This window comes from Streptomyces coelicoflavus (genome assembly GCF_045041415.1).
Classification (GTDB): domain Bacteria; phylum Actinomycetota; class Actinomycetes; order Streptomycetales; family Streptomycetaceae; genus Streptomyces; species Streptomyces coelicoflavus.
Map to the genome: position 1 here is coordinate 5,369,676 of NZ_CP108218.1, position 13,807 is coordinate 5,383,482.

At 72.1% G+C, this 13,807-nt stretch carries 13 protein-coding genes; 9 read left to right on the forward strand and 4 right to left on the reverse strand.

Annotated elements, in window-relative coordinates; genetic code table 11:
• Nucleotides 1-7: 7 nt before the first annotated feature.
• Entirely contained in the window at nt 8-1,624 is a 1,617-nt protein-coding gene (locus OHA99_RS23945; RefSeq protein ID WP_405697729.1) for a carboxyl transferase domain-containing protein, read from the reverse strand.
• Nucleotides 1,625-1,721: 97 nt separating this feature from the next.
• Here OHA99_RS23945 and OHA99_RS23950 point away from each other — a divergent pair, with 97 nt between their 5' ends.
• From OHA99_RS23950 to OHA99_RS23965, 4 genes are all read left to right on the forward strand, one after another.
• On the forward strand, nt 1,722-2,348 hold the full coding sequence (locus OHA99_RS23950) for a TetR/AcrR family transcriptional regulator (protein WP_153179743.1): 627 nt from the start codon (nt 1,722-1,724) through the stop codon (nt 2,346-2,348).
• A 269-nt stretch (nt 2,349-2,617) separates the two neighbouring features.
• The gene (locus OHA99_RS23955; RefSeq protein WP_007449784.1) at nt 2,618-3,775 is read left to right on the forward strand and encodes an acyl-CoA dehydrogenase family protein; all 1,158 of its coding nucleotides are present in this window, start codon (nt 2,618-2,620) and stop codon (nt 3,773-3,775) included.
• Nucleotides 3,776-3,785: 10 nt separating this feature from the next.
• Nucleotides 3,786-4,658 carry an acyl-CoA thioesterase II gene (locus OHA99_RS23960; RefSeq protein WP_007449782.1) on the forward strand — a complete coding sequence of 291 codons (873 nt, stop codon included), beginning with the start codon at nt 3,786-3,788 and terminating at the stop codon, nt 4,656-4,658.
• Between the two features lie 5 nt (nt 4,659-4,663).
• Entirely contained in the window at nt 4,664-5,644 is a 981-nt protein-coding gene (locus tag OHA99_RS23965) for a cation diffusion facilitator family transporter (RefSeq protein ID WP_164384639.1), read from the forward strand.
• Here OHA99_RS23965 and OHA99_RS23970 read toward each other — a convergent pair.
• Entirely contained in the window at nt 5,641-6,456 is an 816-nt protein-coding gene (locus OHA99_RS23970; RefSeq protein WP_405697732.1) for a phosphatase, read from the reverse strand. The two genes, OHA99_RS23965 and OHA99_RS23970, sit on opposite strands and share 4 nt — an antisense overlap.
• 569 nt (nt 6,457-7,025) lie before the next feature.
• On the opposite strand from OHA99_RS23970, the gene speB reads away from it, so the two are divergent.
• The 4 genes from speB (at nt 7,026) to OHA99_RS23990 (ending at nt 11,285) form a co-directional block, all read left to right on the forward strand.
• The gene (gene speB, locus OHA99_RS23975; protein ID WP_153179747.1) at nt 7,026-7,994 is read left to right on the forward strand and encodes an agmatinase; all 969 of its coding nucleotides are present in this window, start codon (nt 7,026-7,028) and stop codon (nt 7,992-7,994) included.
• Nucleotides 7,991-9,679, forward strand: a complete 1,689-nt coding sequence (locus tag OHA99_RS23980) for a thiamine pyrophosphate-binding protein (RefSeq protein WP_405697735.1) — start codon at nt 7,991-7,993, stop codon at nt 9,677-9,679. Before speB ends, OHA99_RS23980 begins: the two co-directional genes overlap by 4 nt.
• 129 nt (nt 9,680-9,808) lie before the next feature.
• Complete coding sequence (locus tag OHA99_RS23985) at nt 9,809-10,594, forward strand: hypothetical protein (protein WP_405697737.1); 786 nt, start codon at nt 9,809-9,811, stop codon at nt 10,592-10,594.
• 64 nt (nt 10,595-10,658) lie between these two features.
• The gene (locus tag OHA99_RS23990; RefSeq protein WP_405697739.1) at nt 10,659-11,285 is read left to right on the forward strand and encodes a class F sortase; all 627 of its coding nucleotides are present in this window, start codon (nt 10,659-10,661) and stop codon (nt 11,283-11,285) included.
• 20 nt (nt 11,286-11,305) lie between these two features.
• Here OHA99_RS23990 and OHA99_RS23995 read toward each other — a convergent pair whose 3' ends face one another.
• Nucleotides 11,306-12,118, reverse strand: a complete 813-nt coding sequence (locus OHA99_RS23995; RefSeq protein WP_153179751.1) for an endonuclease I family protein — start codon at nt 12,116-12,118, stop codon at nt 11,306-11,308.
• A gap of 179 nt (nt 12,119-12,297) precedes the next feature.
• Entirely contained in the window at nt 12,298-12,672 is a 375-nt protein-coding gene (locus tag OHA99_RS24000) for a hypothetical protein (RefSeq protein ID WP_153179752.1), read from the reverse strand.
• A gap of 90 nt (nt 12,673-12,762) precedes the next feature.
• Between OHA99_RS24000 and OHA99_RS24005 the strand changes: the two genes are divergently transcribed.
• Nucleotides 12,763-13,764: an esterase-like activity of phytase family protein gene (locus tag OHA99_RS24005; protein WP_405697741.1), complete on the forward strand. Its 1,002-nt coding sequence runs from the start codon at nt 12,763-12,765 to the stop codon at nt 13,762-13,764.
• Nucleotides 13,765-13,807: the final 43 nt, after the last annotated feature.

Consider the following 13,807-nt stretch of genomic DNA (forward strand, 5'->3'; position numbering starts at 1 on the left):
CCCCTCCTCACATCCGGAAGACGCCGAACTGGGGCTCGCCCAGCGGCGCGTTGGCACACGCGGTCAGGGCCAGGCCCAGCACCTGCCGGGTGTCGGCGGGCTCGATCACGCCGTCGTCCCACAGGCGGGCGGTCGCGTAGTAGGCGTTGCCCTGGTGGTCGTACTGCGCCCGGATCGGCGCCTTGAAGGACTCCTCCTCCTGGGCCGGCCACTCCTCCCCGCGCCCCTCCAGCTGGTCCCGCTTGACCGTGGCCAGCACGGACGCGGCCTGCTCGCCGCCCATCACGGAGATCTTGGCGTTGGGCCACATCCACAGGAAGCGCGGCGAGTACGCCCGCCCGCACATCGAGTAGTTGCCCGCGCCGTACGAGCCGCCGACGACGACCGTCAGCTTCGGCACGCGCGTGCACGCCACCGCCGTCACCATCTTGGCGCCGTGCTTGGCGATACCGCCCGCCTCGTAGTCCCGGCCCACCATGAACCCGGAGATGTTCTGGAGGAACACCAGCGGGATGCCGCGCTGGTCGCACAGCTCGATGAAGTGGGCGCCCTTCTGGGCGGACTCGGAGAACAGGATGCCGTTGTTGGCGACGATGCCCACCGGGTGGCCGTGGATGCGGGCGAAGCCGGTGACCAGGGTCTGCCCGTACTCGGACTTGAACTCGGCGAAGCGGGAGCCGTCCACCACGCGCGCGATGACCTCGCGGACGTCGTAGGGGGTGCGGGAGTCGACCGGCACCGCGCCGTACAGCCCCTGCGGGTCCACCTTCGGCTCGACGGCCGCCTCCACGTTCCAGGGGAGCGTGCCGCGCTCGGGCAGGGTGGAGACGATCTGCCGGACGATGCGCAGGGCGTGCGGGTCGTCCTCGGCCAGGTGGTCGGTCACGCCGGACACGCGCGAGTGGACCTCGCCGCCGCCCAGCTCCTCCGCGGTGACCACCTCACCGGTGGCGGCCTTCACCAGCGGCGGGCCGCCCAGGAAGATCGTGCCCTGATTGCGGACGATCACGGCCTCGTCGCTCATCGCCGGGACGTACGCGCCGCCCGCCGTGCAGGAGCCGAGGACGGCGGCGATCTGCGGGATGCCCGCGCCGGACATCCGGGCCTGGTTGTAGAAGATCCGCCCGAAGTGCTCGCGGTCCGGGAAGACCTCGTCCTGCATCGGCAGGAAGGCGCCCCCCGAGTCCACCAGGTAGAGGCACGGCAGCCGGTTCTCCAGTGCCACCTCCTGCGCCCGCAGGTGCTTCTTCACGGTCATCGGGTAGTACGTGCCGCCCTTGACGGTGGCGTCGTTCGCCACGATCACGCACTCCCGGCCGCTGACCCGGCCGATCCCGGCGATGACGCCGGCGGCCGGGGCCGCTCCGTCGTAGAGCCCGTCGGCCGCGAGCGGCGCCAGCTCCAGGAACGGCGAGCCCGGGTCGAGCAGCGTGTCCACGCGGTCGCGCGGCAGCAGCTTGCCGCGCGCGGTGTGCCGGGCCCGCGCCCGCTCGCCGCCGCCCAGCCGGGCCGCCGCGAGCTTGGCGCGCAGTTCCTGAACGAGGACGCCGTGCGCCTCCTCGTTGGCCCGAAAGGCCTCCGCGGCGGGGTCTGCCGCCGTCGTCAGCTCCGGTGCCTCTTGCATCCTGCGGTCCCCTCACCCAGTGATCGACCAGTTAATGAGCGTTAACGCATTTCCTTCAGGTTAACGACCGCTAACCTCCCTGTCTAGAATCGACTTCATGGCCACCAGAACCGACGCCCCCACCCGCCGTGAGCAGATCCTCAAGGAGGCCGCCCGGCTCTTCGCCGAGCGCGGCTTCCACGGGGTCGGCGTCGACGAGATAGGCGCCGCGGTCGGCATCAGCGGCCCCGGTCTCTACCGTCACTTCCCCGGCAAGGACGCGATGCTCGCCGAGCTGCTGGTCGGGATCAGCGACTCGCTGCTGACCGGGGCGAAGCTGCGGCTGGCGGAGGCGGACGGGGCGGCCGGGTCCCGGGCGGGCGCCGGCGCGACGGGACCCGAGGCGGTCCTCGACTCGCTCATCGAGGGGCACATCGACTTCGCGCTCGACGACCGCCCGCTCATCACCCTGCACGACCGCGAGCTGGACCGCCTGCGGGACGCCGACCGCAAGATGGTGCGGCAGTTGCAGCGGCAGTACGTCGAGCTGTGGGTGGGGGTGCTCCGGGAGGTCTACCCGGCGCTCGCCGAGCCCGCCGCCCGCTCCGCCGTCCACTCGGTCTTCGGCCTCCTGAACTCCACCCCCCACCTGGGCCGCCCCGGCTCCCTGCCCGGCCGCGCGGTGACGGCGTCCCTGCTGCACCGGATGGCCCGGGGGGCGTTCGCGGCAGTGGGGGAGGCGTAGGGGCGCTGCCCCGCTTCCTGGCCGATCGGGTCGGGGTCGTCCCCCGCTCCCCGGTCCACCGAGGCGTGGCCCCCTCCTCGCCTCTCGGCCGACCGAGTCGGGTGGTGGGTGGGCACGGGGTCCGGGGCGGAGCCCCGGGCGGCACGGCGGCCGGCTGCGCCCCCGAGTGACGAGGGTTACCCGCGTCCCGGTCTGGACGCCCCTCCCTACCCGCCGGTACGGTTGAGTCTGAGCAAGCGCTTAGATATTCGTACCCTGGAGGTGGCGCGGTGCGCCGTACGGTGTTCAACGAGGACCACGAGGCGTTCCGGGAGACCCTGCGCGCCTTCATCGAGGCCGAGGTCGTCCCCGTCTACGACGACTGGTTCGCCGCCGGCCAGGCGCCGCGCGAGTTCTACTACAAGCTCGGCGAGCTGGGCATCTTCGGCATCAACGTGCCCGAGGAGTTCGGCGGCGCCGGCATGGACAGCCACAAGTTCGAGGCCGTCCTCTACGAGGAGACCGCCCGCGCGGGCGTCCAGTTCGGCGGCTCCGGCGTCCACGTGCTGCTCGCCCTGCCCTACATCAACATGCTGGCCACCGACGAGCAGAAGAAGCGCTACCTGCCGAAGTTCGTCACCGGCGAGGAGATGTGGGCCATCGCGATGACGGAGCCCGGCACCGGCTCCGACCTCGCGGGCATGAAGTCCACCGCCAAGCTCTCCGAGGACGGCACCCACTACGTCCTCAACGGCGCCAAGACCTTCATCACCGGCGGCGTGCACGCCGACAAGGTGATCGTCTGCGCCCGCACCGACGCGCCCACCGCCGAGGACCGCCGCCACGGCATCTCCCTGTTCGCCGTGGACACCAAGTCCGAGGGCTACTCGGTCGGCCGCAAGCTCGACAAGCTGGGCCTGCGCACCTCCGACACCGCCGAGCTCGCCTTCGTCGACGTCAAGGTCCCCGTCGAGGACCTGCTCGGCGAGGAGAACAAGGGCTTCTACTACCTCGGCCACAACCTGGCCTCCGAGCGCTGGGGCATCGCCTTCGGCGCCTACGCGCAGGCCAAGGCCGCCGTCCGGTTCGCCAAGCAGTACGTGCAGGACCGCACCGTCTTCGGCAAGCCGGTCGCCCACTTCCAGAACACCAAGTTCGAGCTGGCCGCCTGCCAGGCCGAGGTGGACGCCGCCGAGGCCGTCGTCGACCGCGCCACCGAGGCCCTGGACGCCGGCGAGCTGACCCCCGCCGAGGCCGCCAGCGCCAAGCTGTTCTGCACCGAGGTCGCCCACCGCGTCATCGACCGCTGCCTCCAACTGCACGGCGGCTACGGCTACATGAACGAGTACCCGATCGCCCGCCTGTACGCGGACAACCGCGTCAACCGCATCTACGGCGGCACCAGCGAGATCATGAAGTCGATCATCGCGAAGAACATGGGCCTGTAAACCACAGGTCATGAGCGAAGCACTCCAGTCCCTCCTCGACCTGCTCGACCTCGAGCGGATCGAGGAGGACATCTACCGCGGCCGCTCCCGGTCCGCCGTCGTCCCCCGGGTCTTCGGCGGGCAGGTGGCGGCCCAGGCCATGGTCGCCGCCGGCCGCACGGTCCCCGAGGACCGGCACGCGCACTCCCTGCACGCGTACTTCCTGCGCCCCGGCGACCCCGGCGCCCCCATCGTCTACAACGTCGACCGACTGCGCGACGGCCGCTCCTTCACCACCCGCCGCGTCGTCGCCGTCCAGCACGGCAAGCCGATCTTCACCCTGTCGGCGTCCTTCCAGACGTACGAGGAGGGCCTCGACCACCAGGCCCCGATGCCGCCCGCACCGGACCCGGCGACCCTCCCCACCGGCGAGGAGCGGCTGCGCGGCTACCCGCACCTGCCCGCCGAGACGGTGGAGCGCTTCCTGGAGGCCCGCGCCGCCGTCGACCTGCGCTACGTCGACGACCCGCCCTTCGGCGACTTCGGCACCCCGCGCGAACCGCACTCCCAGGTGTGGTTCCGCACCAACGGCAAGCTCGCGGACGACCCCCTGCTGCACGTCGTCCTCGCCACCTACGTCTCCGACATGACCCTCCTCGACTCGGTCCTGCTCGCGCACGGCCGCGGTGGCTGGGCCGTCGGCGACGTCGTCGGGGCCTCGCTGGACCACGCCATGTGGTTCCACCGGCCCTTCCGCGCCGACGAATGGCTGCTGTACGACCAGCAGTCGCCGTCCGCGTCCGGCGGCCGGGGCCTCGGCCAGGCCCGCATCCACACCCAGGACGGGCGGCTCGCCGTCTCCGTCGTCCAGGAAGGCGTGGTCCGCGTCCCTCGGGAACACTGAGGGGCATGGCGGACACAGGGGACACGGCCGGGGCGAAGAAGAACGGCGACAGCACCTTCACGGTGCTCGTCGCCGCCTTCGCCAATCTGGGCATCGCCGTCGCCAAGGCGGTGGCCGGCGTGATCAGCGGCTCCAGCGCCATGCTCTCCGAGGCCGCGCACTCCGTCGCCGACACCGTCACCGAGGTCCTGCTGCTGACCTCGCTCAAACGCAGCGTCCGCCCCGCCGACGAGGACCACCCCCTCGGCCACGGCCCCGAACGGTACATCTGGGCACTGCTCGCCGCCGTCGCCACCTTCGTCGGCGGCGCCGTCTTCTCCCTCTACGACGGCATCCACACGCTCACCCACGGCGAGGACCTCGGCGACCCGCTGGTGTCGTACATCGTCCTGGCCGTCGCCTTCCTGCTGGAGGGCTACTCCCTGCGCACCGGCCTGCGGCAGGTCCGCGGCGAGGCCGCCCACCACCGGGTCTCCTTCGGCCGCTACCTGCGCCGCACCCCCGACACCGCCGTCAAGGCCGTCGTCATGGAGGACTCCGCCGCGCTGGCCGGCCTGCTGCTGGCCGCGGGCGGACTGCTCGGCGGACAGCTCACCGGCTCCGGCGTCTGGGACGCCGTCGCCTCGCTGTGCATCGGCGCGCTGCTGCTCTACGTCGCCTGGGTGCTGGGCCGCTCCAACGCCGAGTTCCTCGTCGGCCGCCCCCTGTCGCGCACCGTCCGGGACCGGATCCGGGCGGAACTGGTCGCCGTCGAGCACATCGAGGCCGTACTGGAGCTGACCACCCTCGTGCAGGGCCCGAACGAGGCACTGGTCGCCGCCAAGGTCGACTTCCGGGACGTGTCCACGGCGGCGCAGATCGAGTGGGCCTGCGAGCGGGCCGAGCAGCGGCTGCGCGAGGAGTTCCCGATCGTGCGCCGGGTCTACCTGGACCCGACGCCGGGCTTCGCGCAGCGCCGCTCGGAGGGCCTCAACCCCTGGCCCTAGCGGGGGCCGGTCACCTCGGCGGGCTGCTTCAGCCCCGCCTCCGTCAGCAGGTACGCCGTCATCGGGTCGTAGTAGCGCGGGCTGACCACGTGGTCGTCCAGCGGCACCGCCACCTGGAGGGTGCCCTCGGACTCGGCGAGGAAGAGGGCCGGGTCGTTGCAGTCCGCGTAGCCGACGGAGTCCACGCCGTGCTGGGCGGCGTAGCCGGCCCAGCCGTGGTCGGCGACCACCAGGTCGGGCAGCGGGCGGCCCTCGCGCTCCAGGCCGGTCAGGATCGCCTTCATCGGCTCCCCCGAGTGGGTGTGCCACAGCGAGGCCCCGTGCTCCAGCACCGAGACGTCCGCGAACTGCTGGACGTACCCCTCCTCCGTGGTCAGCCCCTCCGGGATCGCCACGATCTCGCAGCCCGCGGTCCGCAGCGCGGCGGCCGTGGCGCGGTGCACGTCGAGCAGGCCGCCGGGGTGTCCGGTCGCGAACAGCACCCGCTGCCCGCCGTCGGCCGCCTTGCGCAGCCGCCCCGCCATCCGCTCCAGCGCGGAGACGGTCAGCTCGGGATCGATGGTGTCCTGGCCGTAGCGGTGCTCGGGGTCGTCGTTGACGCCGACGCGCTCCGCCATCACCGCGAGCACGTCCTGCTCGTCGCTCCAGCGGTCGCCCAGCTCCAGACCGAGCCAGAACCCCCGGTCGCCGTTGGCCAGCTTCCGGTAGTGGGAGAGGTTGTTCTCGCGGGGAGTGGCGACGTCACCCGCGATACGGGTTCTGACGAGGTGCTCGGCGAGTTCGGCGCGGCTGGGTGTCCCGGGTATCGGCATGGCTCCATTTTGACATCCTCCCCTTTCTTGAAAGCGGGGATTACAGCCCGTACGGGCTGAGGTTCACGGACGCTCGATCGCTGTGGGCGGTGTCGTCCCTCCGGCACCGGCTGTTCGCCGGGGGCGGGGATCCCGCCCTGTCCTGCCGCGACGTTGACTGCGGCGGCGGCTGCCGCCGACGACCGCTCTCTGAACTCATGGCTGATCTCCGTAGTGCGGCGTGCCGCCGAGCCGGGTGGTGCGCCGGATCGCCTCGGCGGGGATCCGGCGACTCCTGCTCCGCCACGCGGGAGGGGGTCTTCGTCCCGGCCCTGAAGGACTCTGCCGGGAAAGAGGAGAGGTGGGCGCCGTTGGTCTGGAGTTGCACCCTCCGAGCTGCGCAGACGCGGGGCTGAAGAGGCCGATGGGAGGTGGCCGATTCCCCCAGTCCCCGGGCCGCCTTTGGACGGAATGTACATGTCGCATCCGCATTTCGGCCATCTAGTCTGCGACGACCGGCTGCCTCGCTCACCAGTACAGTCGGACAGCAGTGGTACATACGCGACGAAGCGTAAGAAGGAAGGCAGTACATGAGCAGCAACGAGACGCCCCGCGGTCCCGTGGACTCGTCCCGGATCCCGCGTTACGCCGGACCGGCGACCTTCGCCCGGCTCCCGCGCCTGGACGAGGTCGGGACCGCCGACGTCGCCGTGGTGGGCGTGCCGTTCGACTCGGGCGTCTCCTACCGCCCCGGCGCCCGCTTCGGCGGCAACGCCATCCGCGAGGCATCCCGCCTGCTGCGCCCCTACAACCCGGCCCAGGACGCCTCCCCCTTCGCCCTCGCCCAGGTCGCCGACGGCGGCGACATAGCCGTCAACCCCTTCAACATCAACGAGGCCGTCGAGACGGTCGAGGCCGCCGCAGACGACCTCCTCGGCACCGGCGCCCGGCTGATGACCCTGGGCGGCGACCACACCATCGCCCTGCCGCTGCTGCGCTCGGTCGCCCGGAAGCACGGCCCGGTCGCCCTGCTCCACTTCGACGCCCACCTGGACACCTGGGACACCTACTTCGGCGCCGAGTACACGCACGGCACCCCCTTCCGCCGCGCCGTCGAGGAGGGCATCCTCGACACCTCCGCCCTCTCCCACGTCGGCACCCGGGGTCCGCTGTACGGCAAGCAGGACCTCACCGACGACGAGAAGATGGGCTTCGGCATCGTGACGTCGGCGGACGTCTACCGGCGCGGCGCCGACGAGGTGGCCGACCAGCTCCGCCAGCGCATCGGCGACCGCCCGCTCTACATCTCCATCGACATCGACTGCCTGGACCCCGCCCACGCCCCCGGCACCGGCACCCCCGAGGCCGGCGGCATGACCTCCCGCGAGCTGCTGGAGATCCTGCGCGGCCTGGCCTCCTGCAACCTGGTCTCCGCCGACGTCGTCGAGGTCGCCCCGGCCTACGACCACGCGGAGATCACCTCCGTCGCGGCCTCCCACACCGCGTACGAACTGACCACCATCATGTCCCGCCAGATCGCAGAGGCCCGCGCGAAGTGACCCACGACCACGACCTGGTACTCCGTCCGACCGCCGCCCAGACGGAGGCCGCGCTGAATCCTCCCCCCGGCCGCAACGGCGGAGACCTGGTCGTGGAGACCCTGGCCGGGCTCGGCGCGACCACCGTCTTCGGCCTGCCCGGCCAGCACGCCCTCGGCATGTTCGACGCCCTGCGCCGCTCCGACCTGCGCTACGTCGGGCTGCGGGTCGAGAACAACGCCGGTTTCGCCGCCGACGCCTACGGCCGCGTCACCGGCGAGGCCGCCCCGCTGCTCCTGTCGACCGGCCCGGGAGCCCTCACCTCCCTCGCCGCGCTCCAGGAGGCCCGGGCGGCCTCCGCCCCCGTCCTCGCGATCAGCAGCCAGGTCCCGACGGCGGGCCTCGGCGGCGGACGCCACGGCTACCTGCACGAACTCCCCGACCAGGCGGCCTCCTTCCGGGGCGTCGTGAAGTCCGTGCACACCGTCCGCACCCAGTCCCAGATCCCCTCCGCGATCGCCGAGGCGTGGACGTCGGCGCTGACCGTCCCGCACGGCCCCGTGTGGGTGGAGATCCCGCAGGACGTCCTTCTGGCCGGGACGCCGATCCCGGTCGTGACCGGCGGCGACACCTTCCCCGAGGAACTGCCCCCGCGCCCCGAACTGACGGCGGTGGCGGCGGACCTGCTGGCACGCGCCGAGCGCCCGGCGATCATCGCGGGCGGGGGAGTGGTCCGGGCGGACGCGTCGAAGAAGCTCCGTCAGCTCGCGGAACGCCTCCAAGCCCCCGTCGTCACGACCTTCGGCGGCAAGGGCGCCTTCCCCTGGACGCACCCGCTCTCCCTCCAGTCCTGGCTGGAGGACCGCCACACCACGGACTTCCTGGAGGACGCCGACGTCCTCCTCGTGATCGGCTCGGGCCTCGGCGAACTCTCCTCGAACTACCACACCTTCAAGCCGCGCGGCCGGGTCATCCAGATCGAGGCCGACCTCGGCAAACTGGAGTCCAACCACCCCGCCCTCGGCATCCACGCCGACGCCCGCCTCGCCCTCCAGGCGCTGCTGGAGACGGTGGAGGAACCGCGCCCGGACCCGACCGCGCCGGAACGCGTCCGCGAGGTCCTGGACCAGGTCCGCGCACGCATCGCCTCCCAGGAACTCACCCTGGAGCAGGACGTACTGGCCGCCGTCCGCAAGGCCCTGCCGTCCCGCGCCCCCTCCTTCTGGGACATGACCATCCTGGCCTACTGGGCGTGGTCGGCCTTCGACCCCGGGGCCCCGAACACCATGCACTCCGCCCAGGGCGCCGGCGGCCTCGGCTACGCCTTCCCGGCGGCCCTGGGCGCCGCGGCGGCCGACCCCACCCAGCCGGTCCTCGCGGTCTCCGGCGACGGCGGCGCCCTGTACTCCATCGCCGAACTGGCCACCGCCCGCCAGTACGACCTGAACGTCACCTGGCTCATCGTCGACGACGGCGGCTACGGCATCCTGCGCGAGTACATGACCGACGCCTTCGGCGAACCCACGGCGACGGAACTGACCCGCCCCGACTACGTCGCCCTGGCCGAGTCGTTCGGCGTGCCGGGCGTACGGACGTCCCCGGAGACGCTGGCGGCCGACCTGGCCAAGGCCCTGACCGCACCGGGTCCCTCGGTGGTCGTCCTCCCGGCGGTGCTGCGGATGTTCGCGCCGACGCATCTGGGCTGACGGCACGTCACGGGCTCGCTGCCGGGCCTCGCGTGGCCTGTGACGGTGCTGTGACGCGGAGCACACGGTTCCACCGGTCGGTGATTTATAGCCTCAAGGCATCACGTCGACCGGAAAGGCTGTCCTTCCTTGCAGAAGACCGTTGTGCCCACTTTTGCTGCTTCCTCCCCGTCCTCCTCCTACCGCCGGCGCGTGCTGCGCGGAGCCGTCGGCGCCGTCGCGGTGACCGGCATGGTCCTGGCCTCCGCGATGACCGCCGTCGCCGACTCCTCTCCCACGCCGACTCCGACGCCCTCGGTCACCGACGGCGGTTCGGACGGTCAGGGTCCGGTGACGCCTGTGACGTCCCCGACTCCGACGCCCTCCGTCACCGACGGCGGTTCGGACGGTCAGGGTCCGGTGACGCCGGTCCGCTGTGTGGTGACGAAGACGCAGAACATAGGCGCCGGCACCGCCGCGGTCCTGTCGATCGGCCCGTCCGGTCCCTCCGTCCGCTTCAAGGGCGCGGGCGAGGACGGCTACCTGCCGGGCCTGTTCCTGGACCGTACGCACCCGAAGCTCCCCGCGAGCGCCGGCTTCCTCGCCGAGATCCTGGGGCCCAACAGCAGCCACCCGCAGCTGCGGACGAACATGGAGGGCGGCGGCCACCCGGCGTCGGTCACCTCGTTCCCGGCTCTGCCGGAGGGATGCAGCTTCACCTACCGGACCGACGAGTCGGGCCGGTCGGGCACGTCGGAGCAGGGCGGCACCGTCCAGACGTCCGTCGTTCCCAAGGGCGGTGTCGCGGCGGGCTACGAGGCGTCGGACGGCGGCGACTCGTCGCTCGTGGCGATCGGCGGAGCCGCCGCGGCCGCCGGTGCCGCCGGTCTGGGCTTCGTCGCACTGCGCCGCCGCCGGTCGGCCGCCACGCGCTGAAGCGAGCCCGACCCACGCCCTGGTCCGGCCCGCCGGACCAGGGCCCCTTTCAGGAGACCCGACCATGCGCCTGACCGCCGGACGCCGACTCGCCACGGCCCTGCTCGTCCTGCCCTTCGCCGCGGCCCTCGCAGGCTGCGGGGGCGACGGGTACGCGGCCACCCCGCCTCCGCACATCGCCCCCTCCGCCACCGCGCCCGCCGCCCCCGCACCGAGCGGGACGACCGCCCCGGCCGCGATGCCCGCCTCCGTGCCCGTGCGGGTCACCATCCCCGCCGCCGGGGTCGACACCGCGCCCCTGCTCCGGCTCGGCCTGAACGACGACGGCACCATCGAGGTCCCCTCCGTCCCCCAGGCCGACCGCATCGGCTGGTACGACAAGGGCGTCACCCCCGGTGAGACCGGACCCGCCGTCCTCGTCGGCCACTTCGACACCGTGAACGGCCCGGCGGTCATGAGGAACGTGGGGAGGATCAAGCCCGGCGACCCGATCACCGTCACCCGCGAGGACGGCACCCGGGCGGTCTTCGCCGTCACCGCGCTGGAACAGGTCGACAAGGACGCCTTCCCCACCGACAAGGTCTACGGCAGGACCGACCGCCCCGAGCTGCGCCTGATCACCTGCGGCGGCGAGATCACCGACGGCCACCGCCCGGACAACATCATCGTCTACGCCGGCCTCGTGGGCTGAACGCCTACCGGATCGACCGCCTACCAGATCGACTCCACCCACTCCGGGTGGTCGACGAACGGGTTGCGGTTGTGCTGGTAGTCGTCGTAGACGACCTGGTTGCGGTGCTCCTCGAAGGCGTCCGGCGGGTCCTCCTCGTTCCACGCCTTCAGCACCGAGAGCTTGCCGATGTACGGGTTGCTGCCGTTGTCGACCTGGCCGTTGACCTCCAGGTCGGCGAAGCCGTCGCCGCCCTCGTAGCGGACCGCCATGTAGAAGATCATGCGGGCCACGTCGCCCTTGACGGCGTCGCGGGGTTCGAAGGAGTCCGAGTCGGTGAGGCTGCCGCCGCCCTCGCTGACGGCGCTGCCGCCGTTGTCGAAGTCCTTGTTGCCCCGGACGCTGTTGACCCGGACGTCCGAGGGGCGCAGGTGGTGGATGTCCGTGCCGGGCCCGGTCGAGGTGCCGAAGTCGCCGTGGGACTTGGCCCACACGTGCTCGCGGTTCCAGTCACCGGTGTCGCCGCCGTTGAGCGACTTGCTGCGGGAGACGCCCGAGTAGAGCAGGATCACGTTCCCGCTGTTGTCCGGGTCCTCGTCGGTGGCCTTGAGCGCGTCCCAGACCGCCGAGTACGACAGCTTCGTCTGGTCGCTGATGATGGTGTGGAGGGACGACTTGAGGCTCGTGCCCGTCTTGCCGATCGCGTCCTTGTAGTACGTCGAGTCGTAGTCCGTGTTCGTCGTCGTGGTCGCCGTGGCCGGGCTCGCCGTCAGGGAGGGTGCGGCGAGTCCGGCCAGTACGGCGACCGCGGCGAAGGTCGCCGCCTTCCGGTGGCGGGTGCGTATCGCGAGCATGTGGGGTGTCCGATCTACGCGTGTGGAGTCCTGCGGTAGATCGAGCGTGACATGGACATGTAGGAGGTGGGGTGTACGGAGCGTGTCGATTGCGTGACGGTGGCCGTGCGCCCGCTCGGTCCACGCCCGTGCACCGCGTCGCGGCGAGCCGGGGCGCGTGTGCGCGCCCGACGCGGCGGTCAGTCGAGCAGCTTGGGCAGCGCCTCCCTGAGGATCCCGAGCTGGGCCCGGTACCCCGCGTTGAACTCGGCCAGTTCGCGCTCGCCGAGGTTGTGCTCGATGGCGCCCTGCCGCAACGGCACCACCGCGGGCATCGCGCCGAACACCTCGGCCATCGCCTTCGCGTGCCGGCCCTTCTGGACGGCGGTCACCAGGTTCTCGAAGAGATCGAGCTTCAGCGCCTGGATCCGTTGGCGCGGACTGTCCTTGTCCTTGAACTCGTCCCGCACGGTCGGCTTGACGCCGCTGCCGGGGTCCGCGATGAACTTCAGCACCCGCAGTGTGGCGTACAGGCGCCCGGCCAACTTCTCGCCGCTTTCCTTCTGATCTGGCATGAAGCATTACTTGCCGTCCCGACGCCTCCGCATCCCAGCTTTCGTAAAACGGTCAACTTCCGTCCATTTCCCCGCCCTAGAGTGACCGGCATGCGCCCGAGAACCCTCCGTACCGTCCTCGCCGCCCTCACCGCGAGCCTCGCGGCGGCCGGCTGCCTGACCGCCGCCGGACCGGCCACCGCGCAGGGGAGGCACCCGGCGGCGAACGCCTGCTCGCCCTCCGTCTCCCTCACCGGCTTCTCCGACGCCCTCGACAAGACGACGTACGACGGCACGTACGTCGGCAACCTCTCCGCCCTCGCCCCCGGCCGGCGCGGCTCCGTGGCCGCCCTCTCCGACCGCTCCTCCCTCTTCCGGCTGGACGCGCGCACCCTGGAACCGCGCGGCGTGATCCCGCTCGCCGACGAGAACGGCGCCGCGCTCGACGCCGAGGGCCTGGTCACCGACAGGGATGGCACCCACCTCGTCTCCTCCGAGACCGAGCCGTCCGTGCGCCGCTACTCCCGCACCGGCGAACTGCTCGGCCGCCTGCCCGTGCCGGACGACCTCCGCACCGCCCCGGACGGCCGCGCACGGGTGAACGGCAGCTTGGAGGGGCTCACCTTCCTGCCCGGCGGCCGGACCCTGCTCGCCTCGATGGAGTATCCGCTCGCCGGCGACCCCGCCGACCTGGTCCGTTTCCAGACCTGGCAGCGCACGCGGCACGGCGACTTCCGGCTCGGGGCCCGGTACACGTACCGGACCGACCCCGGACTCGGCGTCTCCGAGGTCACCGCGACCCCCGACGGGCGCCTCCTCGTCCTGGAGCGCGGCTTCACCTCCGGCGTCGGCAACACCGTCCGCCTCCACCTGGCCGACCGGCCCGGACGCGGCGGCACCGTGCTCCGCAAGCGGCTCCTCGCCGACCTCGCAGACTGCCCCTCCCTCGGCGCCACGGCCGAGCAGCCCCAGCCCAACCCGCTCCTCGACAACTTCGAGGGGATGGCGGTGACCGGCCGCTCCGGGGGCCGCCTGGAGGTTCTGATCGTCAGCGACGACAACCGGAACGACGTACAGACCACCCGCTTCCTCCGGCTGCGCGTCCGGGCCTGATCCCCCGGCCGATCGTCGCGGCGGGATGAAATCCCCGCTCGCC